The organism is Hymenobacter jeollabukensis (genome assembly GCF_005771675.1).
GTDB classification, from domain to species: domain Bacteria; phylum Bacteroidota; class Bacteroidia; order Cytophagales; family Hymenobacteraceae; genus Solirubrum; species Solirubrum jeollabukense.
Window position 1 is genome coordinate 474,195 of the sequence record NZ_VAJM01000002.1, and the last position, 20,878, is coordinate 495,072.

The window sequence follows — 20,878 nt, forward strand, 5'->3', positions numbered from 1 at the left end:
AGCCGGGGTGGTTGACGGGCGTCCGTGCCGTTGGGATGCCGGAGAATCAAGTTGTGCCGCATGAAAGAAGACCCTCTGACCGCCTTCATCTACGCCAACCAACTGGCCTCCGTGATGAACCAGACCAAGTGGCGGGAGCTGGCGGATGCGCTGACCTCGAACCCCGCGTTTGAGCCCGAAGTGCGCGTGCAGTACCTGCTGGATGACCGCCCGGACGGCTTTGGGCTCCTCGAATGGGACAGCGTGCGGCACCGCGACAGTCGGTTTATCGAGTGGATGGACATTGACCCCGTCCGGCGCCAGCGGGTCGGCCGGCTGGTCGACGACACCCGGACGGACTTCACGCCCTGGGTGAAATCGGCTCTGGAACGGCATTCGATACCATTCACGGAGCAGGACGGGCTCTTTCGGATTTACGGCTATCTACGACCTAATGCTGCCGGCTAGCCCGTATGAAAACCAAGCTGCTCCTGCTCCTACTGCTGCCGCTACTCGGGCTTACGGCCTGCTTCTGGGGCGACGACTGGGACACCGAGCACCTGACCGGCCGTTACTACGTGCTTGGCGACGGGCCCAACTGGGGTAAAACCGACTGGCATAATGCTCAGCTATATTTTGAAGATGAACAGTTTGGGTACGTCGAGCCACTCATCCGGCCCAATATTGCCGCCGTACGCTTCAACGAGGATTTTATCGTTGTCGAAACCGCTAAGCTGGTAGCCACGCGCCAACAGGCGCGCATTGACCGGCAGTATTATCTTGTCCCCATCTGGCAGGGCCAGAGCCATTTTCAGGCCGTGAAACTGGTAGAAGGCCCTTTCGACCGACCAACCTGCTACCGGGAGCTGGCCCGGCGCCACGGCGACACCCTGTTGCCGGAAACCCGCCGGTTTTTCACCCCCGAAGCCAGTGACTTCTCCAAACTCTGATTCCATGAGGATTTCCCCCCGCCTCACCGCCCTGCTGACGGGCCTGCTGCTTTCCGCTTCCGCCGCCTCCCAGGCCCAGACCACGCCCGGCCAGGCCACGCTGGAAGAGAAAAAGGTGCAGATCTGGTGCGCCACCGTCCGTTACGTGTACAACGACAACGGCCGCTCCAACCTGAACAATACCCTGCGCTGCGACGGCACACTCAAAGCCTTCGAAGGCAGCATCCGGGCCGACAGCCAGCGGGTGTACTCGCTGGTGTACCAGCCGCTGGAAGGCAAGGGCGTGATGTACAAGGGCCTGGGCTCGGATCAGTCGCGGCTGCAGCGGCTGGCCAAGGAAATCATCAACAAGCTCGGCGGCTCGCCCCAGCGGCGCAAGGACCCCGCCCGCATGGCTCAGCTCAACCGGCTGCAGGCGGCCCTGACGGGCTACGTGGAGCAGGGCACGCCCATTCCCGGCGACATCGGGCAGGTGAATGCCGATGCGGCCGAGGCTACCTACGACAGCACCGCCACCGAAGCCCCGGAAAGCCTGGCACCCGCCGATGCCGGCGAAGCCGAAACCACCACGGCCGTGCCCGCGCAAACGGCCTCCGCCGACAGCCCGATGACCAGGCTGTTTGGCCCCATCGCGCTGATTCTGTCTTTGCTGAGCCTGGTGCTCTGGTTCCTGGAGCGGCGGGTGCTGCGCAACCACATCGACGAGCTGAAGAACCGGGCCTCGCGCCACCGCAACGAGCTGGACTCCATGAAGCACAACGGCAGTCGGGGCCAGGGCCCGGAAACCGTGGCGGCCGAGCTGACCTTCAGCCAGCGTCGGCAGATTGAGGAGCTGGTAGAGCGGCTGGTGCAGCAGCGCCTGGCCGAGCAGCAGCCCCACGGCCGCGCCGCGGCCGAAGCCAATTCGGCTATACCCGCCAAACCCGCCGCGCCTTCCATTGATGTGCGCAAGGCGGCGCCCGCGCCCCCGTCAGCCCCGGCTCCGCGCCCGGCTCAGGCGCCGGTAGCGCCGCCCGTGGCGCAGGCTCCGGTGCAGCCCGTGATGGAGGTGCCCGCGCCGCCCGCCGCCATTCCGGCCGGGCCGCCCTCAGCCGCGGCGGTGGAGGAATTTGATTCGCTGGTACCGCCGGTGCAGCTGCCGCAGCCGGCGCCCCCGGCGCCCGTGCCAGTGGCGCCCGCGCCCGTTACGCCGCACCAGCCCGAGCCGATGCCGCTGGGCAAGTTCTACGTGAAGGTGCCCGTCAACGGGGGCTTCTCCGACTACGACCTGCACACGGTGGCCCAGCACGACAGCATCTACGAAATCACACCCGATCCGCAGCGGCCCGACGTGGCCTCGTTCCGCATCAACCCCGACCCGCAGGTGCACCCCTACGCCATCCAAAGCGCCCAGTACTCCCTGCGTGAAGCCTGCCGCTACCAGCCGCCGACGGGGCCGGCCATCCGCATCATCACCGAAGAGCCAGGGCAGCTGCGCAAGGTGGGCCCGGCCTGGCAGATCGAGCAGAAAGCCGCTATTCGGTTTGAGTAGCGTAATTTGTCTGGCATCCTGAGCGCGGACTTGCCCCGCTGGGTCGTCATGCTGAGCTTGTCGAAGCATCTCTACCGCTTCGTTCGGACGAAACCGTTCGGTAGAGATGCTTCGCTCAGGCTCAGCATGACGTTCTTATGTGGCCGGCTTCCGGTTAGGATGAGCGGCCTCTTTCACTGACTCGCTTTTATGCTCGAAATAATTCTCGAAGTCGCCGTGGTGGCCATCATCGTGGGCCTGCAGATCCGCACGTTTCTGCGGACGCGCACCCAGGTGGCCCGGCTGGCGGCCCTGTATCCGCCCAAGGACACGCTGCGGGTGGAGCGTCGCCTCGTCACGCCCGACGGCACGGTGGACCTGCCCGACTACGCCGCCGACGCCCCGGCCGACGCCTACGCCGTGGACATCATCCGCACCGATGAAGTGTCGGCCGACTTCCGCGAAATCGTGGTGGATACCAACGCCTACCTGCGCCACAACAAGGGCGCGGCGGCCGATTTCAACATTCTCAAGGACATTGCCGCCCGGCAGGCGCAGGGCCCCGAGTCGGCGGTGCAGGCCAACGTGGCCACGCCCCTGTACCTGGGCTTGCTCGGCACCTTCCTGGGCGTGATTCTGGGGCTGGTGAGCATTGCCCGCCACGGCGTAACCGACGATACCTCGCTCACGCCCTTCCTCACTGGCGTGCTCATTGCCATGACGGGCTCGTTTATGGGCCTGCTGCTCACGCTCATCGGCAACAACCTGCTGCGCAACGCCCGCCAGCAGCGCGACTACCGCCAGAACCAGTACTTCACCTTCCTGCAGGCCCGGCTGCTGCCCATTCTGCACAACGACATGTCGGCCAGCCTGAGCACCCTGAAGGGCGTGCTCGACGCCTTCAGCCAGGATTTCGTGGGTAAGGTCACCTTGTTCGAGCCCATCCTGAACACCATCACCGAGAACATCCGGGTGCAGCGCGACTTCCTGGTGAAGCTGGAGGAAGTGGGCTTCGACAAGATGGCCCAGGCCAACCTGGCCGTATTCGACAAGGTGCGCGAGTCGGCGGAGCTGTTCGGGCAGTTCACGGCCTACCAGCAGCAGCTCAACCAGATGCTCGACAAGGGCGCCGAGTCGGGCCGCGTGGTGGGCGGCATCCTGGACCGGCTGACGGGCTTCGAGCGCGGCATCAACAACCTGGGCCAGTACATCGGCCAGCACGACAACGTGATTCAGCGTCAGCTCGACTTCTTCCAGCGCCACCAGACGGAGATGAGCAACATCGCGGCCCGCTCGGAGCAGTACTTCGACGAGGCCTCGCTGCACCTGACCGACCTGATGCGCCGCCGCCTGGAGCACCACGAGCGCGACGCCCAGCAGGCCTACGACAAGTGGGGCGAGTATTTCCGCCGCCTCAACCAGGACAACGCCTTTGAGCGCATCATGCGCCAGCTCGACCCGCTCAAGGACGTGAAAACCAACCAGGAAGCCCTGGCGCGTGACGTATCGGCCACCCAGCGGGAGCTGCTGCGCAAGATCGAGCTGGACGGGCAGGTGGACGCCAAGCTGCTGGAGCAGCTGACGATGATGAACAAGATTCTGCGCGTAGCCACGGCCAAAAACCGCTGGCAGCGCGGCATGGATAAGCTGTTCGGCGGGGTGAAAGAGGAATGAGTTGTTAGTTGTCAGTTGCGGGTTGTCAGTATGTTCTGTCGATAGGCAGAATGCTGGCTACTCGTTACCGACAAACAGAATGTTAATGCCTGACAACCGACAACCCGCAACTGACAACTGATTAATGGCCGACGACCAGCAACGCTCCGACTTCTTCTGGCCCAGCTACGTGGACCTGATGACCAGCCTCTTCATCGTGATGCTGGTCTTGTTCGTGTACAGCTTCAAGCTGTTTCGGGACCGGGAGGAAAGCCAGAAGCGGCTGCTGGGCGAGCTGAAAGTGAAGGCCCAGGAGCTGGAGCAGATTCAGCGCATCCGCGAGTCTTTGCGGCGGCTGGAGGGCGACTATTTCCGCTACGACCCGCAGAATGAGCGCTACGAGCTGCGCGTGGACGTGCAGTTTAAGTCGGGCCGCGACGAAATCCAGGACCAGTACAAGCCCACGCTGCTGCGCGCCGGCCGGCTGCTGCAGGAGCGCCTGCGCGCCATCCAGACGACGCTGCCGGTGCGCTACCTGGTCATCGTGGAAGGCATGGCCGCCCGCCACCTCTACAACGACGCCCTGAACCGGCAGGAAGAGCAGTTCTCGTACCAGCTCAGCTACCGCCGCGCCCTGAACCTGTCGAACCTCTGGGTGCAGAACGGGCTCAACTTCAACCAGAACCGCAACATCGAGCTGATCATCGGCGGCAGCGGCTTCTACGGCTCCGGCCGCTACCCCATGCAGCGCGGGCAGGAGGAACGCAACAAACGCTTCCTGATTCAGATTATCCCCAAAATCGGGAAGGTGGCCACCGAAACGGTGCGGTGAGGTAGGGTGAGCTTTCAGCTCGCCTAGGCCCGCCCATTTTCGTTCCGGGCAACGCGAACTGAAAGTTCGCGCTACATCGACTTGATCCGCCGTATTTTGCCCTCGTCCGTATTCCCCTACCTCATCATGACCAACACCCGACCCCTGCTGGGCGCCACGCTGGCCCTGCTGGCCGCCTGCGGCCCGAGCAAGCAGCTGAACCCCTCGCAGCAGCTGATAACCGAGAAACCCGTGACCGAAAACGCAACGCCCAAGTCGGCGCCGAAAGCCGCCGCGCTGGATTACCCCAAAGCCGCCAAAGGCCCACAAACCGACGACTACCACGGCACCACCATTGCCGACCCCTACCGCTGGCTGGAAAACCCCGACGCGCCCGAAACCAAGGCCTGGGTGACGGCCGAAAACAAAGTCACGTTCGGCTACCTGGGCCAGATTCCGTACCGGGACCGAATCCGGGAGCGGCTCACCCAGATCTGGAACTACGAGCGGTACGGCGTGCCCCAGCAGGAGGGCGACTACCTCTACTACCAGAAAAACGACGGCCTGCAAAACCAGGCCGTGCTCTACGTGAAGCGCGCCGACGCCGAGGGCGACGGGGAAGTGCTGCTTGACCCGAACAAGTTTTCGGCCGACGGCACCACCGCCCTGAGCGGCACCTACTTCTCCAACGACCACCGCTACCTGGCCTACACCACCTCCGGCGGCGGCTCTGACTGGCAGACCGTCAAGCTGCTCGACCTAAAGACGCGCCAGCCGATGAAGGACGAGCTGAACTGGGTGAAAGTTTCGGGCGTGGCCTGGACCAAGGACGGCTTCTACTACAGCGGCTACGACGCGCCCAAGGCCGGGGAAAACAAGCTGGCCGGCAAAAACGAGTACCACAAGGTGTACTACCACAAAATCGGCACGCCGCAGTCGGCCGATAAGCTGGTGTACGAGGACAAGCAGATGGCCCTGGGCTTCCGCATTGCGTCCGTCACCGAGGACGAGCGGTTTCTGACCATCTACCTCACCGATGGCAAATCGGACGGCAACAAGCTGGCCGTGCGCGACCTGAGCGACGCCAAGCAGGCCGGCAAGTGGGTGACGCTGGGCCAGGACTACGAATCGGACATGAACGTGGTGGGCAACCTCGGCGGCCGGCTGCTGGTGTACACCAACTACAAGGCCCCGCGCTACCGCATCCTCGCCATCGACCCGAAGCACCCCGAGCCGGCCGCCTGGAAAGACCTGCTGCCCGAAACCGAGAACAAGCTCGAAGGCATCGACCAAGTGGGCGGCAAGCTGGTGGCGACCTACCTGAAGGATGCTAGCTCGCTGATCAAAGTCTACGATGAAGCCGGCAAGCCCCTGCGCGACGTGGAGCTGCCGGCCATCGGCACGGCCTCGGGCTTTGGTGGGCGCAAGGATTCCAAGGCCGTGTACTACGCCTTCACCTCATTCACGTACCCCACGACCATCTACCGCTACGACCTGGCCAGCGGGCAGAGCACGGTGTGGCGCGCGCCCAAGGTCGACGTGAAGCCCGACGACTACGTGACCACGCAGGTATTCTACGCCTCCAAGGACGGGACCAAGATTCCGATGTTCATCACCCACAAGAAAGGAGTGAAGCTCAACGGGCAGAACCCGACGTATCTGTACGCCTACGGTGGCTTCAACGTGAGCCTCACGCCCGGATTCTCGGTAGCGCGCATGCTCTGGCTGGAAAACGGCGGCGTACTGGCCATTCCGAACCTGCGCGGCGGTGGTGAGTACGGCGAAGCCTGGCACAAAGCCGGCATGACGCCCAACAAACAGAACGTGTTCGACGACTTCTACGCCGCCGCCGACTACCTGAAAGTGCAGGGCTACACCACCACCGACAAGCTGGCCGTGGCCGGCGGCTCCAACGGCGGCCTGCTAGTCGGCGCTACCATGACGCAGCGCCCCGACATCTGCAAAGTGGCCTTCCCGGCCGTGGGCGTGATGGACATGCTGCGCTACCAGAAGTTTACCATCGGCTGGAACTGGGCCCCGGAGTACGGCACCTCCGACAACTACCAGCAGTTTCAGAACCTGGTGAAGTTCTCGCCGCTGCACAACCTGAAAGCCGGCACCAGCTACCCCGCCACCCTGATTACCACCGCCGACCACGACGACCGGGTGGTGCCCGCGCACTCGTTTAAGTTCGCCGCCGCCCTGCAGGAAGCCAACGCCGGCCCCAATCCCCAGCTGATCCGCATCGACGTGAATGCCGGGCACGGGGCGGGCAAGAGCACCAAGCTGCTCATCGACGAGTGGGCCGACGTGTGGTCATTCGCCTACTACAACATGGGCGTGAACCCGTACGGCAACCTGAAATAACACCAGTGGCCAGCCGGCTGCGGGGCACCGAAACCGCGCCGCCGCCGGCCGCGGCCGCATCAGTTCACTGAAAGTCAGCGTAAGCGAAGTCAGTTCACGTTGCGGTTGTATCTTCGCAGCCGCGTTCCGGCGCCCTGACTCGACCTTTTCCATTTCTGATATGAAAAACCTGCTCCTGCTCGGCTTTGTGGCCGGCGCCCTGCTGTCGGTATCGGCCTGCAGCAACCCCGACTTCGAGAAGAAAGACCAGATGGCCGCCGCCGAGCTGCCCGAGCTGCCCGCCGTTGCCGTTGGCAAAGACTCTGCGGCCGTAGCAGCCGAGCAGGCTGCCCAGGAAATCAGCGCCGTCAACGCTACCACCACCATCAAGAAGATGCAGCCGGTGATGTAGGCTGCGGCTTGGCTTGTACGAGCCCGCAACGCCCGGTTTTCTGCGGAAAGCCGGGCGTTGCGTTTTTACCGGTGCGCAGCATTGGGTAAGCTGCTGAGCCAGGTGAAAACCGAGCGGCGCCCAGCGTGTAGCTTTGCGACTACCATTTCCCCCTTATCCTATGCTTGCTCCCGCCACCCTGCGCATCCGCCGCGGCACCGAAGCCGATCTGCCCCGCGTCCACGAGCTGATTGTGGAGCTAGCCGTGTACGAGCGCGCCCCCGAGGAAGTCACCAACACCCTGGCCGATATGCGCCGCGACGGGTTCGGCCCGCAGCCCATTTTCGGCTTTTTCGTGGCCGAAACCGCGGAGCAGGGTATCCTGGGCATTGCCCTGTTCTACACCGCCTATTCCACTTGGAAGGGCCGCATGCTCTACCTCGAAGACCTGGTGGTGACCGAAGCCGCCCGCGGCACCGGCATCGGCCGCAAGCTGTTCGACGCGGTGGTGGCCGAGGCCCGGCGCACCGGTGCCCACCGCCTGAAGTGGCAGGTGCTGGCGTGGAACGAGCCGGCCATTGGCTTCTACAAGCGCATCGGCGCCAACCTCGACCCCGAGTGGCACAACGGCAACCTCACCGCCGCCGACCTGCAGGCCTACGCCTGCGACCCGACGGTAGTGGCTGCGGTGGAGCTGTAATCAGCTCGGGTTGCGCCGTTTACGCCACTTCCAGCTGCGCTGCCGGCTGCCGGCTTTGCGCCAGCTGGTAGGCGCGCCGGAACGAGTACAGCCACAGCGCCGAGCCGGCCAGGTACGCCGCGCCGCCGGCCGCTGCCCAGCCAAACCAACCCTGCCCCCGCGCCGCTAGCAGCAACAGGGCCAGCGAGGCAGCCAGCCGCAGCGGTTCCAGTCGGTAGCCCCAGGGCTTGGCCTCAAACAGGGCACCGCAGGCCAGGGCCGCCCACACGCACCACCCGGCCACGGCCCAGCGTAGCGGCGTAGTCATGTCTTTCTGGGTGAAGAGAAACACGGCTGCCACCCCGATGAGCACCACGTACTGCGCGAAGACGTACCAATTGACGGTACGTGGGGCGGTGGTGCTGTATTTCTGGTAGTTGGCCGGGTCGACGTCGGGAATCGGATAGGGGCCGCCCTGCGCAGCGGGGCGCCAGCCGGGCCGCCCGAATAGCACCCGCAGCTTGTTGCCCAGGCCGGGTGTCTGGCGCAGCTGCGCCCGCATCTGGGCGTAGTGACCGAAGTTGGCCCACACCGGGTTCCAGGAATTCAGCGGCGTGGTGATGCCGTACACGGGCCGCTCCTCTTCCGCCTGAAACGTGCCGAACAGCCGGTCCCACACGATGAAGGTGCCCGCGTAGTTCCTGTCGATGTACTTGGGGTTGCGGCCGTGGTGCACGCGGTGGTGCGAGGGCGTGTTCAGCACCCATTCCAACGGCCCGAGCCGGCCAATCAGCTCGGTATGAATCCAGAACTGGTAAAGCGTCACCAAGGCCGATACGTACACGAACCACGTCGTTTCGAAGCCGAGCACGGCCAGCGGCAGGTAGAAGGCAAAGGTGAACATGCCCTGAAACGAGCTTTGCCGCAGCGCCACCGAGAGGTTGTAGTCCTCGCTCTGGTGGTGCACCACGTGGCCGCCCCACAGCACGTTGATTTCGTGGGAGTAGCGGTGGGCGAAGTAGTAGCACAGGTCGGCCAGCACGAAGAGCAGCAGGCTGGTGGCCCAGGTGCGCGTCACCTGCCACAGCCGGGCGTGCTGGTATAGCAGCTCGTATACCCCAATCACCGCCACTTTCAAGAACACGCCCGCAATCTGCGAGGTCACGCCGCAGCTGATGTTGGTGACGGCGTCGTGGAAGCGGTATTTCTCCCGGTGCTGCAGCCGCTCGACGAGCAGCTCCGCTCCAATCAGCGCGAAGTACAGCGGGATGGAGAGGACGATGGGGTTCAGGTTCATGAAGCTGAATTGCTGAATGATCAAATGACTAAATGGCCGGCCGTTCCAACGTTTCGCAGAACGACCAGCCATTTAGCCATTTGACAATTTAGCAATTCCTCCTCAGTCAATCACCTCCAGCACGGTGCGGAACGACACGTACTGGCCCGGAAAGCGGGTTTCCAGGTCGGCGCGCAGACCGGGGGCCACGACCTGCTGGTAGTCGTCGAGCTGCTCGGTGCTGAGGCAGTAGAACTGCGCCGCGTAGGTGCAGCCGTCTTCTTCCTCGTTGAGCAGGCGCAGCAGCTGGCTTTTGACGAAAAAGCCCGAAGCCATAATGTCCGGAATGTGCTTGTCGCGCATGAAAGCCACCCATTCCTCGGCCACTTCCGGGTCGACGCTGCTGGTTACGTTGTAGAGAATCATTGGTGAAATGGTGAGATGGTGAGGTGGTGAGTTGGATGTTCTAATGGTGCGAATCGCGCCGCTTGCACAAGCGGAATAACATTCACCAGTTCACCATCTCACCATTTCAACATCAGACCCTCATCGGGTCGGGTTGGAAATTCTGAATTCGGGCGCGAATATCGGCCGGGGCCAGCTTTTCCGCCACGACGGAGGCGGCCAGCGTCGGCAGCTCCGCGTCGCTGGCGAAGCGCAGGGACAGAATCTGGCTCAGGCTCAGCTGCTGCTCCAGCGGCTGAAAGCGTTGGCCGGTCAACTCGAAGTAGCGCTGCCGCACTTCCAGCCGGGCCAGGCGGTCCTGCAGGGTGAGGGCGTAGTGCTGGCGCAAGAGTACCAAGCCGAGGAGCACCAGCGCCGCCAGGGCCAGCAGACAGAACCATTGCCTGGAGTCCTCGGAGTCGTTGCCGGCCACGTCCCAGTAGCGGCGGCCGGTGTAGAGCAGCATGATGAACGCGGCCGGCAGGGCCACGAAATGGTGCGGCCAGTAATAGCGGCGGGTGAAGCGGGCTTCGGCCATGCAAAGAGCAGGTCAGGAAAAGTAGAGGTGGAGCAGGGGCAGGCCGGGTTTAGTTCTGACCACGCTTGCGGTTCCGTTCTTCGTCGCGGGCGGCCCGTTCCCGCTCTTTGGCCAGGTTTTCCTGGGCCTTGTCGCGCTCCTTGCTGGCCTGGGAGGCGTTTTGCACCGGCCCGCTCACCTGCGGCATCGAAGCCGGCTGGTTGGGCGGCGGCGTCTGCGGGGTGGAGGGCGAAGACGAGGACGGCGGGGGCGGCGGCACCTGGGCCACGGCCGCTGCCGAAAGCAGGCAAAAGCCGCCGAACAGCATCAGCGGACGAAACAGCTTGTTCATGGGGACGGTGGAATATAGGGTTCAGCTAAAATACGCGGTGGGCCGGCTGGCAGTTCCCGCCAGCCTTGGGAATACCGTTATGATACCTCTACGTAGTCGAGGTCTTTGCCGTAGGTTTCGGGCAGGGTGCTCACGGCCCAGAACGCCAGCAGCAGGGACACGGCGCCCACCACCGCGCCACTGCCGACGAGGTTGGGCGCTGTGGGCGAGCCGAGCGTGGCCGCCAGCCCGTTGAAGATGGGCACCAGCGCCACCACCGAGCCGCGGGCGAAGTTGGGCGCGGTGGTAGCCACAGTGGCTCGCAGGTTGGTGCCGAACTGCTCGGCCGCCACCGTCACGAACAGGGCCCAGAAGCCCACCGAAATGCCCATTACGAAGCACAGGCGGTAGAAGGCCTCGGGCGAAGCGCCGCGCAGCATAAACAAATAGGCCGCTACCACCGTGCCGCAGATCAGCAGAAACAGCTGCAGGGCACGCTTGCGGCTATGCAGCAATTGGCTTAGGGCCCCGCTGGCAAAGTCGCCGAACACCAGGCCGAAGTAGCACCAGAACACCGCCAAGCCGGCCGATACCTCGCCCTGCACGCCGAGGGCGCGGCCAAACTCCGGCGCCAGCGTAATCAGGATGCCCACTACAAACCACAGCGGCACGCCGATGAGCAGGCACTTGAGGTACTTGAGCAGCCGCGGACCGTTGGTGAACAGGGCCAGGAAGTTGCCGCGGTCCACGCCCTGCTGTTGCTTGGCCTGCTCAAACATGCCCGACTCGAACACGCCCACGCGGAGCAGCAGCAAGGCCAAACCCAGCCCGCCGCCCACGAAGTAGGCATTGCGCCAGCCCAGCGCCTCGCCGACCCAGTAGGCCAGCATGGCGCCCGACACGCCCACCGTGGCCACAATCATGGTGCCGTAGCCGCGCTTTTCTTTGGGCAGCGTCTCGGCCACCAGCGTGATGCCCGCGCCCAGCTCCCCGGCCAGCCCGATGCCCGCAATCAGCCGCAGCCAGGCGTATTGCTCGATGTTCTGCACGAAGCCGTTGGCAATGTTGGCCAGCGAGTACAGCAGAATCGAGCCGAAGAGCACCGACAGCCGCCCTTTTTTGTCGCCCAGGATGCCCCAGAGGATGCCGCCGAGCAGCATGCCACCCATCTGCATGGAAATCAGGTGGGTGCCTTCATTGGTAATGTCGGCCTGCGCCGTGACGCCGAGGTCTTTGAGGCTGGCCACCCGCACGATGCTGAACAGAATCAGGTCGTAGATGTCGACGAAGTAGCCGAGGGCGGCTACCACCACGGCGGCGCTGAGCAGGCCGGTGGTTTTGGGCGGGGTAGAATTGGGTGGGGTAGAGGTCAGGGCCATGCAGAAGCGGAATCAGGGGCGCAGGTTACGAAGATTTACGCACCGGAGCCTAGTTCTCAACTATTCCAGCCCGTGAGTTACTTCCAGGTAAAGGAGCAGATGGCTTGCCTAAATACAGAACGGTTCTTACGGTTTTCCGCTTCCGAGCCTTTGACGGCAGTGCCAGCCATCGTCACAATTTGCGTGCGGCTTCCAGTGAAGGCAATAGTGCTAATTAGCTGTATTTTAGAGTATTTCAGCGTGAAGGAACACGGCATTACTTGGAAAGGCCTGCCATTGATAATGGTGTCTCTGATGCTGTTTATTTGAACGTCATCAACTGTCTCACGCAGAAAATCCGCGTAAGCACCCCCCATTTTAGTTAAAGAGTACGCTCCTCGTGCGCTGATGAAATCGACAGTAAACATTTCGCGGTAGTCATAATGGGGTGAATGGGTATTTTGCAGGATATAAACACGGCCCTCATGTGGCGACACATGAGCTGTTGTTGTATCTAAAAGCCGCCAGTCTGATGACAGTTGTAGAGTGGCTTTGCCTAGTTCGAAGATTTTAAAACGCGAAGCCTGACTTTCAGTATTTGGGGTGGAACAGCCGCTTAGCCCAAGGAATAAGTAGAGGAGCAAGCTGCTAAGGGAATAGCGCTTCATGAAATTGCTACGGATGCGCCGCGTCGCAGCTCTCGTGGGTGCAGGCGCCGGGCTCGATCTGCACGGTGATGTGGCCGATGTTGAACTCGTCCTGGATGCGGTGCTGCAAATCGTGCAGGAAATGGCTGTCGGTGCCGCTGGGGCGCACGAGGTGGGCGGTGAGGGCCGTGTCGCGGGTGCTCAGGGGCCAGATGTGCAGGTCGTGCACACCCGTCACGCCGGGCTGGGTGAGCAGAAACTGGCGCACGGCCGCCGGGTCGATGCCGGTGGGCACGGCCTGCAGGCTGAGCTGCACCGTTTCGCGCAGCAGGCCCCAGGAGCTGACGCCCACAATGGCCAGGATGACAAAGCTGATGGCCGGGTCGAGCCAGAGCCAGCCGGTGAAGTACACCAGCGCCCCGCCCACCACCACGCCCACCGACACCAGCGCGTCGGTGAGCATGTGCAGGTAGGCCCCGCGCACGTTCACGTCGCCCTGCTGCCCGCGGCTGAACAGCCAGGCCGTGAAGCCATTAACCACGATACCTGCTCCGGCCAGCAGCATCACCAGCTGGCCATTGACCGGCGCGGGATGGCGGAGGTGGTCGATGGTTTCCCACAGAATCACGCCCAGCGCGAGGTAGAGCAGGGCCGCGTTCAGCAGCGCGGCCTGAATGCTGAGGCCCTTGAAGCCGTAGGTGTAGCGCGCCGAGCTGGGCCGCTTGCCGATGAGCATGGCGCCCCAGGCCAGGGCCAGGCTGAGCACGTCGGAAAGGTTGTGGCCGGCGTCGGAGAGCAGGGCCGAGGAGTTGGCCCACCAGCCGCCGGTAGCTTCGGCGGCCACGAAGGCCAGGTTCAGAGCAATGCCCCAGCCGAAGGAGCGGCCCACGTTTTCCAGGTCGGCCGGGCCGTGGTGGTGGCCGCCGGCGCCGTGGTCGTGGCCGGCGTGGGAGTGGCTATGGTCGTGCGGCATGAGGGCGGAGGCGTTGAAACAATTCTACAACGTAGAGCCAGGGCTTAGGGGTGCAGCACCAGTTGGGGCCGCACCCCTAAAGCTCAGGCGCTACCGTAGCGGAATCGTGTACTGCTGGTTGAAGCTGACCTCTTCTACCTGGTCATTGAAGTTCTTGCGCTGCAGCTGCTGCACCCGAATCAGCAGCTCATCACCGGGCCGGGCCTCAGCCCCGAGTGGCGCAAGGCTGATGGCGGGGCTGGTGGTGGCCTGGGCAGACGGCACGACCACCATTATCGATTGGCCCACCGGCTCGTTGGCCCGGCGCAGGCTGATTTCGGCCTGCGAAACCCGGTACCGGGCATCTCCGGGCAGAAACACGGCTAACATCTCGTTGGGCCGGGCTCTGAGTGAGACAGTTCGTTCGGTCAGCCGGAACTGCTCCAGCTGTTGATCCGCGTTGCTAAGCGTACACACTACAGTTGGTGGAGGCAGCAAAAAGACCCGAAACCGGTGCGTGAAAACCAGCTTCTGCCCCTGGTAAGCCCGGAGGATAACGGGGTCGGCGAAGGGCACGATGAGCATGGACTTGTCGCCGGTGGTGAACGTGACGGTAGCTCCCGACGCCACGAACCGCAACCGGGGCCGATTGCCGGGCAGTAATTGCGGCGCGGTAAACGAGTGCAGACAATTCAGCAGCAGTTCACAGGAATCGGGTTGCAGCGCCCACTCCGGCACCCAGAGCCCGTTTAATACCTGCGGTGATGACGAATACCGCCTTGGTTTCGCGTAGTCCCAGACCTGTTGGGGAGGCCTTTCCTGCGGATTAGGAGCCACCTGCACCTTGGTTTGCGCCAGCACGGTCGGGGCCAGCAGCCCGCTGGTGCCCAGGCTGAGCAGCAGCCCGCAGACGGCTCTTCGTACAGGGTGCATTTCTGGCATAGCCTAAAGGTAAGCGCCGCCGGTAGTCGTGCCGCGCTTAGTTGAACGACAGCGGCACCAGCAGCTTCAAGCTCACGTTGCGGCCCTGGTTGAACACGCCCGTGCGGCCGGTCACGTTGTTCACGTCGGTGTACTTCAGGCGGCTCAGGTGGTTCTGGTAGGCCACGTCGAATACGTTATTGACCGACACCAGCACCGAGGCCACCGTGCGGCCCTTGCTGGTGACGAAGTCGGTGCCGGCGCCCAGATTGACGAGCGTGTAGGCGTCGGTGGGCGTTTCGGTGTCGAAGGCGCCGAAGACGCGGCGCTGGGCGAAGTTGTGCTCCAGCCCGGCGCGGGCGTACACGTTGGCCAGCGAGGAGAGGCCGGCCACCTTGCGGAAGTTCACCCGCAGCTCCGACTGCAGCCGGTCGGCGGGGGTGAAGGGCAGCCACTTTTCGCCCTCGCTCTGGCCCAGGCGGCGCGAGCGGACCATGGAAAACGAGTTTTCGAAGTGCAGCCAGTCCAGCGGGTGCGGGTGCAGGTCCACCGTCACTTCGCCGCCGTAGAGGTTGGCCGGGCTCTGCCCGTACACGAACACGCGGTACTCCTCGCCATCCTCGGGGTTGACGCGGGTGGAGTCGCCGCCGGCCGCGCCCGCGATGCGGCGCGGGAAGATGAAGTTCTGGATGCGGTTGTCGAAGCCGTCGACGCTGAAGGTGACGTGCTCGGTGTTCAAGCTCAGCCCCAGGTCCGACTGCAGGCTGGTTTCCGCCTTGAGGCCCGGGTTGCCGATTTCGTAGCGCGTGGTGCCCTCGTGCACGCCGTTTGAGCCCAGCTCGGCAATGTTCGGGGCCCGGAAGCCCCGCGACACGTTGGCCTTGAGCACCAGGTCATCGGTCAGGCTGAAGGCCCCGCCCAGGCTGCCGGACCAGTTGCGGTAAGTGTTCTGGAAGGCGGCGAACTTCTGCTCGGCATTGGGCGTGCCGCCCGGCACCGGCTCTTCCTGCTCGCTCAGCCACAGCGCGTCGGCCGTGATGCGGCGCTGGTCGAGGCGCAGGCCCCCGCTCACGTCGAGGCGGCCGAAGGTGCGCTTGGTCACGCCGAACACGCCGCCGTCGAACAGCTGGTAGGCCGGAATCAGGAATTCCGCGCCCAGGTTCTGGTTTTCCTGGCGCATGCCGCTCACCCCCACGGTAGTGTTCCAGCCGCTCAGCTCAGGCAGAAAGTAGCGCGCGGCGTAGTCCAGGGTGCGTAGCTGGAAGTACAGGCTGGGCTCGTCAGCGGCCAGCACGTCGCCAAATTCGCGGCGCAGGTTCTGCTGCCAGCCCACGTTCAGGGTCAGGCGCGACTGGCCGAGGATGAAGTTGTTGTCGGTGCCGATGCGCAGGTGGTTGATCTGCTGCCGGGGCACGTCGAGGCCGTAGCCGCGGAACGCGTTGCGGTCAACCAAGCGGCTACTCACCGCGTCGTTGCCCACGGCGTATTCCTGCACGAAGCGGCCCGTGGCCGAGTCGCGGGCGCCTTCGATCAGGCCCAGCTGCTGGTTGAAGGTGCTGACCGTCAGGTGCGAGTAGCCCCAGCTTTTGTTGAGGCCCACGTAGCCGCTGCCGTTCAGCTCCCGAAAGCCGGAGTTGTACACCCGCCCGTCGTAGCGGTTGCGGTAGTCGCCGGCCACCTTGCCCGAGCCGCGCACCAGCCAGTTGAAGCCATTGCGGTTGCCGGCGTTCATCAGCGAATAGCCCTGCAGTCGGTTGTTGGTCTGGTAGTTGGCCGTGACGGAGCCCACCACGCGGCCGTTGTCCACCGGGTCGGGCGCCACGAAGTTGACGACGCCGGCCATACCATCGGAGCCATACAACAAAGAGCCGGGGCCCTTGATGATTTCGGCCCGGTCGATGCTGTACTCGTCGATTTCGATGCCGTGCTCGTCGCCCCACTGCTGGCCTTCCTGCTTGGCGCCGTTGTTCAGGGTGATGACGCGGTTGGAACTCAGCCCCCGGATGACCGGCTTGCTGATGGCCGCGCCGGTGGTAATCTGGTTGACCCCCGGCGTGTGGGCAATGGCATCGATGACGTTGGAGCTGGCGTGCTGGTTCAGCTCGTCCTTATCGATGACGGTGGTGGGCACCGGGGAGCGGCGCAGCTCGGTGGAAGCCGACACGCCCGTGACGACCACCTGGCCCAGCTCGGTTACGGCCGGTGCGAGGGCAACATCCAGCGGCTGCCCGCTGCCGGTGTCCACGGTGCGCACCAGCGTGCCGTAGCCCAGGCTGCGGATCTGCACCAGAAAGCGGCCGCGCGGCAGATTCTGGAAGCTGAAGCGGCCGTCGGCGTCGGTGGCGGTGCCCTGTTTGAGGTCGGGGAAGAGCAGCGTCACGCCGGGCACCGGCTGCTGGGTCGTCTGGTCGACGACGCGGCCGGTGAGGGTGACGGCCGCGGCGGCGCGCGGCGTGGTAGCCGGGGCCGATTGGGCCCAGGTGAGAGAAGGCACTAGCAGGCAGGCCGAAAGCAGCAGCAAACGGGACATATCAGTCGGAAATTCGAAAAGAAGGGGAGAGGGCACACCCGGCCGGCGAAGCCGCGGGAAGGAAAGCGCCAGACAGCGCCCAGCGCCTTCCGCGGCAACTCCATAACCAAACCACATGGAGCAGGACGGGCGCTGGTCGGCAGCGGGGTGCAACCAGAAAAAAAACGGGGGCGCGCTGTGGCCGTTCAGGCCAGGCAAACGCAGGTGGAAATGGCGCGGTCGGCAGCCGTTCAATTGGCTGAAAACCGACACAACGGGGCCGCAAGGCCCCAAACGGCCGACCACGCGGCCACGGCCGAAGACCCGCTAACGGGCCTCAGCCGGCGCTAATCACGGAGAATAGCAACACAATCAGGCCCGGGCCGGCGGGCCGCGCAGCCAGGCCGGGGCGGGCGCCGTAGCCGCCCACACCGATTGCCGGGCCTCGCCTTCGGGCCGGGCGTAGGTGTAAAACGCGGTGGGCCCCACCAGCTCCGCCGCAGGCTGAAACGGCACGTCGTACAGATGGTCGACGGGGCAGTGCTGGTGCTTGGTGCTGAGCACGGCCTTGTCGCCGTGGTGGGCGGGCAGCCGGGCTTCCTCCTTCTCGGTGTGCGCGTGGCGGTGCAGCGCCAGAATAGCCGACTCCGGCAGCAGCACCCGCACGAAGCAGAGCAGCAGCAAAGTGGCTAGTTGGGTGCGAAAGTCGCGCATGAGCAGGGCTGAAGTCGGGGCTAAGTACGGACGCGGGCGCCAAGCGGCCAAACCGGAGGGCAAAAACACCGGACGGCCCGCAACGTTGCACCTGCGGCAGCGACAACGAAATGCCCTGGTTTTTACGTAACTTATTCAACGCATCGTACCACCTTTTCACCCCATCCCACCCATGAAACGAATCCTACTCCGCACCCTGCAGCAGCTCGCCCAGCAGATCCGGCCCAAGAAGACCGCCCCGGCCAGCACCGACAAGCCGGCCGAAGCCCTGTTCGTCTGAAACAGCCCGCGCGTCCGTTCGCATAGCTTGGCGCTACGTTCAGCGAGGAAACCAGTCCGTCAACCGAGTCTCCCAGATCGGGATTTGGCACGAATCTTACTTCGGGTCATCTAACCGACTGACTTCGTGCTGATGACCTCGCTCCACTTCGATTCGCTCGTCCTGTTTCACGACCCCGCGCTGCGCCTGCTCTACCACCGCTGGCGCGGTCAGCACAACATGCACCGCTTTCGGCCCGCCGTGGAGTTCGTGCAGCACCTGCTGCACCAGCACGCCATCGAGTCGTGGGTGATTGACCTGAACGGCCTGCCCAATCTCGGCCTCGAAGACCAGATCTGGCTTAGCGACGAAGTGCTGCCCACGCTGGCGCCGCTCACCCACCTGCGGCAGCTGGCGCTGGTGCTCAGCCCCAACGTGTACAACCAGCTGGCGGCCGAAACGCTACTGCACCAGGGCCAGCACCATCTGCGCTTCGACATCCAGTTCTTCTCCGATTCCGTGGCGGCCCTGGACTGGCTCATCAACCCCACCGGCTTACCGGCCATGCCCGTCACCTCGCGCATGGTCGCTTGAAGGTTATAGCGGCGCGGGCGGCAGTTTTGGCGGCCGCAGGCGTCCCGTTACGACCGGAAGTCTGCCAGCGTGGCAGTTCCGGGGGCGGTGCAGGTTGAGTGGAATACGATTTGACACCGGCCCGACGGCCCGGCTGCTCCCCGCGGGCGGCCGGGCCGTTTCGTTTTCCCTGACCTTTCTCCCTAACTCAATTTCTACCCGCCATGCAGGAAACCGGCAGCATCTCGATTCACACCGAGAATATCTTCCCCATCATCAAGAAATTCCTGTACTCCGACCACGAAATCTTCCTCCGGGAGCTGGTCAGCAACGCCGTCGACGCCACGCAGAAGCTCAAGAGCCTGGCGCAGCTGGGCGAGTACCAGGGCGAAGCCGGGGAGCTAAAAGTGACGGTGAGCGTGGACAAGGAAGCCCGCACCATCACCATCTCGGACCGCGGCATCGGCATGACGGCCGAGGAAATCAAGAAATACATCAACCAGATTGCCTTTTCCGGCGCCACCGAGTTCGTAGAGAAATACAAGGACAAGGACGCCAACGCTAAAGACCAGATTATCGGGCAGTTCGGCCTGGGCTTCTACTCGGCCTTCATGGTGGCCAAGGAGGTTGAAATTTTCTCCAAAAGCTACAAGGAAGGCACCGAGGGCGCCCATTGGACCTGCGACGGCAGCACCGCCTACACCATCGAAACCACCGACAAGCAGGAGCGCGGCACCGACGTGGTGCTGCACGTTGCCGAGGATTCGGACGAGTTCCTGGAAACGGCCCGGCTGCGCGGCATTCTGGACAAGTACTGCAAGTTCCTGCCGATTCCCACCGAGTTCGAAGGCGAGGTTATCAACCAGACCCAGCCCTTGTGGACCAAGCAGCCCGCCGACCTCACCGACGAGGATTACGTGCAGTTCTACCAGACGCTGTACCCCTTCTCCGAGCCGCCGCTGTTCTGGATTCACCTCAATGTGGATTACCCCTTCAACCTGACGGGCATCCTGTACTTCCCGAAGGTGAAGGACGAGCTGCAGCTGCAGCGCAACAAGATTCAACTCTACTCCCGCCAGGTGTTCATCACCGACGAGGTGAAGGACGTGGTGCCCGAGTTCCTGATGCTGCTCCACGGCGTGCTCGACTCGCCCGATATTCCGCTGAACGTATCGCGTAGCTTCCTGCAGGCCGACGGTAACGTGCGGAAAATCAATCAGTACGTCACCAAGAAGGTGGCCGACAAGCTGGCCGAAATCTTCCGCAAGGACCGCGCGGGCTTCGAGGAAAAATGGTCGGACATCGGCCTGTTCATCAAGTATGGTATGCTGTCGGACGAGAAGTTCTACGACCGCGCCAAGGACTTCGCCCTGCTGCAGAGCGTCGACGGCAAGTTTGCCACCATCAATGAGTACCGGGAGCAGGTGCAGGCCAACCAGCAGGACAAGAATGGCCAGACCGTGCTGCTCTACACCACCGACCCCGAAGCCCAGCACGCCTACGTGGTAGCGGCCCAGGAGCGCGGCTACGACGTGCTCAAGCTCGACGGCCCGCTCGATTCGCACTTTATCGGGCAGCTGGAGCAGAAGCTGGAGAAAACCACCTTCAAGCGCGTCGACGCGGAGACGGTGGGCAAGCTCATTGAGAAGGACGAGACGACCGAGAGCGTGCTGTCGGACGAGGAGAAAACCAAGCTGCAGGAGCTATTTGCGCAGGCCATCAGCAACCCCGCCATGCAGGTGCAGGTGGAAGCCCTGTCGCCGCAGGATGCGCCGGTTATCATCACCCTTCCCGAGTTCATGCGCCGCATGAAGGACATGCAGCGCGTGGGTGGCGGCGGTGGCATGGCCATGTTCGGCTCCTTCCCCGACAGCTACACCGTGAGCATCAACGCCAACAGCGCCGTGGCCCAGCGCGTGCTCAAGCTCGAAGGCGAAGCCGCCACCAAGCTGGCCAAGCAGGCTTTCGACCTGGCCCTGCTGGCGCAAGGCATGCTGAAAGGTGAGGCCCTGACCCAGTTCGTGAAGCGCAGCGCCGAACTGCTGGCGGCCGAATAGA

General features: G+C 63.8%; 20 protein-coding genes. 10 read left to right on the plus strand and 10 right to left on the minus strand.

The genetic code is table 11. The annotated features are described in order from the left end of the window. Positions 1-60: 60 nt before the first annotated feature. The 8 genes from FDY95_RS06095 (at position 61) to FDY95_RS06130 (ending at position 8,340) form a co-directional block, all read left to right on the plus strand. Positions 61-447 carry a DUF6678 family protein gene (locus FDY95_RS06095; RefSeq protein WP_138075860.1) on the plus strand — a complete coding sequence of 129 codons (387 nt, stop codon included), beginning with the start codon at positions 61-63 and terminating at the stop codon, positions 445-447. Positions 448-452: 5 nt separating this feature from the next. Further along, positions 453-929, plus strand: a complete 477-nt coding sequence (locus FDY95_RS06100) for a hypothetical protein (RefSeq protein WP_138075861.1) — start codon at positions 453-455, stop codon at positions 927-929. Between the two features lie 4 nt (positions 930-933). Next, entirely contained in the window at positions 934-2,460 is a 1,527-nt protein-coding gene (locus FDY95_RS06105; RefSeq protein WP_138075862.1) for a hypothetical protein, read from the plus strand. Between the two features lie 189 nt (positions 2,461-2,649). Continuing rightward, entirely contained in the window at positions 2,650-4,113 is a 1,464-nt protein-coding gene (locus tag FDY95_RS06110) for a hypothetical protein (protein WP_138075863.1), read from the plus strand. Positions 4,114-4,237: 124 nt separating this feature from the next. Next, positions 4,238-4,924, plus strand: a complete 687-nt coding sequence (locus tag FDY95_RS06115) for a hypothetical protein (RefSeq protein ID WP_138075864.1) — start codon at positions 4,238-4,240, stop codon at positions 4,922-4,924. A 126-nt stretch (positions 4,925-5,050) separates the two neighbouring features. Then, complete coding sequence (locus FDY95_RS06120) at positions 5,051-7,270, plus strand: prolyl oligopeptidase family serine peptidase (protein ID WP_138075865.1); 2,220 nt, start codon at positions 5,051-5,053, stop codon at positions 7,268-7,270. A 160-nt stretch (positions 7,271-7,430) separates the two neighbouring features. Then, positions 7,431-7,661, plus strand: coding sequence for a hypothetical protein (locus FDY95_RS06125; RefSeq protein WP_138075866.1), 231 nt, complete (start codon positions 7,431-7,433; stop codon positions 7,659-7,661). Between the two features lie 160 nt (positions 7,662-7,821). After that, positions 7,822-8,340: a GNAT family N-acetyltransferase gene (locus FDY95_RS06130; RefSeq protein WP_138075867.1), complete on the plus strand. Its 519-nt coding sequence runs from the start codon at positions 7,822-7,824 to the stop codon at positions 8,338-8,340. 19 nt (positions 8,341-8,359) lie between these two features. On the opposite strand, the gene FDY95_RS06135 is transcribed toward FDY95_RS06130, so the two are convergent. The 10 genes from FDY95_RS06135 to FDY95_RS06180 all read right to left on the minus strand — a co-directional run bounded on the left by FDY95_RS06135 (position 8,360) and on the right by FDY95_RS06180 (position 17,988). Beyond that, positions 8,360-9,616 (minus strand): sterol desaturase family protein, encoded by a 1,257-nt coding sequence (locus FDY95_RS06135; protein ID WP_138075868.1) that lies wholly within the window; start codon positions 9,614-9,616, stop codon positions 8,360-8,362. 102 nt (positions 9,617-9,718) lie between these two features. Continuing rightward, positions 9,719-10,021 (minus strand): DUF4286 family protein, encoded by a 303-nt coding sequence (locus FDY95_RS06140; protein WP_138075869.1) that lies wholly within the window; start codon positions 10,019-10,021, stop codon positions 9,719-9,721. A 112-nt stretch (positions 10,022-10,133) separates the two neighbouring features. Next, positions 10,134-10,577 (minus strand): DUF6526 family protein, encoded by a 444-nt coding sequence (locus tag FDY95_RS06145; protein WP_138075870.1) that lies wholly within the window; start codon positions 10,575-10,577, stop codon positions 10,134-10,136. A gap of 49 nt (positions 10,578-10,626) precedes the next feature. Then, on the minus strand, positions 10,627-10,908 hold the full coding sequence (locus FDY95_RS06150; protein ID WP_138075871.1) for a hypothetical protein: 282 nt from the start codon (positions 10,906-10,908) through the stop codon (positions 10,627-10,629). A 77-nt stretch (positions 10,909-10,985) separates the two neighbouring features. Next, positions 10,986-12,266, minus strand: coding sequence for an MFS transporter (locus tag FDY95_RS06155; RefSeq protein ID WP_138075872.1), 1,281 nt, complete (start codon positions 12,264-12,266; stop codon positions 10,986-10,988). Positions 12,267-12,343: 77 nt separating this feature from the next. Continuing rightward, the gene (locus FDY95_RS06160) at positions 12,344-12,913 is read right to left on the minus strand and encodes a hypothetical protein (protein WP_138075873.1); all 570 of its coding nucleotides are present in this window, start codon (positions 12,911-12,913) and stop codon (positions 12,344-12,346) included. 7 nt (positions 12,914-12,920) lie between these two features. Further along, positions 12,921-13,865 (minus strand): cation diffusion facilitator family transporter, encoded by a 945-nt coding sequence (locus FDY95_RS06165; protein ID WP_138075874.1) that lies wholly within the window; start codon positions 13,863-13,865, stop codon positions 12,921-12,923. A 90-nt stretch (positions 13,866-13,955) separates the two neighbouring features. Beyond that, the gene (locus FDY95_RS06170) at positions 13,956-14,777 is read right to left on the minus strand and encodes a GldM family protein (RefSeq protein WP_171025553.1); all 822 of its coding nucleotides are present in this window, start codon (positions 14,775-14,777) and stop codon (positions 13,956-13,958) included. Between the two features lie 46 nt (positions 14,778-14,823). Further along, a complete protein-coding gene (locus FDY95_RS06175) occupies positions 14,824-17,295 on the minus strand; it encodes a TonB-dependent receptor (RefSeq protein WP_138075876.1) in 2,472 nt (823 codons plus the stop codon). 351 nt (positions 17,296-17,646) lie between these two features. Continuing rightward, the gene (locus tag FDY95_RS06180; protein WP_138075877.1) at positions 17,647-17,988 is read right to left on the minus strand and encodes a hypothetical protein; all 342 of its coding nucleotides are present in this window, start codon (positions 17,986-17,988) and stop codon (positions 17,647-17,649) included. Between the two features lie 412 nt (positions 17,989-18,400). Between FDY95_RS06180 and FDY95_RS06185 the strand changes: the two genes are divergently transcribed. Both FDY95_RS06185 and htpG read left to right on the plus strand, forming a co-directional pair. Next, positions 18,401-18,841 carry a hypothetical protein gene (locus FDY95_RS06185; RefSeq protein ID WP_138075878.1) on the plus strand — a complete coding sequence of 147 codons (441 nt, stop codon included), beginning with the start codon at positions 18,401-18,403 and terminating at the stop codon, positions 18,839-18,841. A 203-nt stretch (positions 18,842-19,044) separates the two neighbouring features. Beyond that, a complete protein-coding gene (htpG, locus tag FDY95_RS06190) occupies positions 19,045-20,877 on the plus strand; it encodes a molecular chaperone HtpG (protein WP_138075879.1) in 1,833 nt (610 codons plus the stop codon). Position 20,878: the final 1 nt, after the last annotated feature.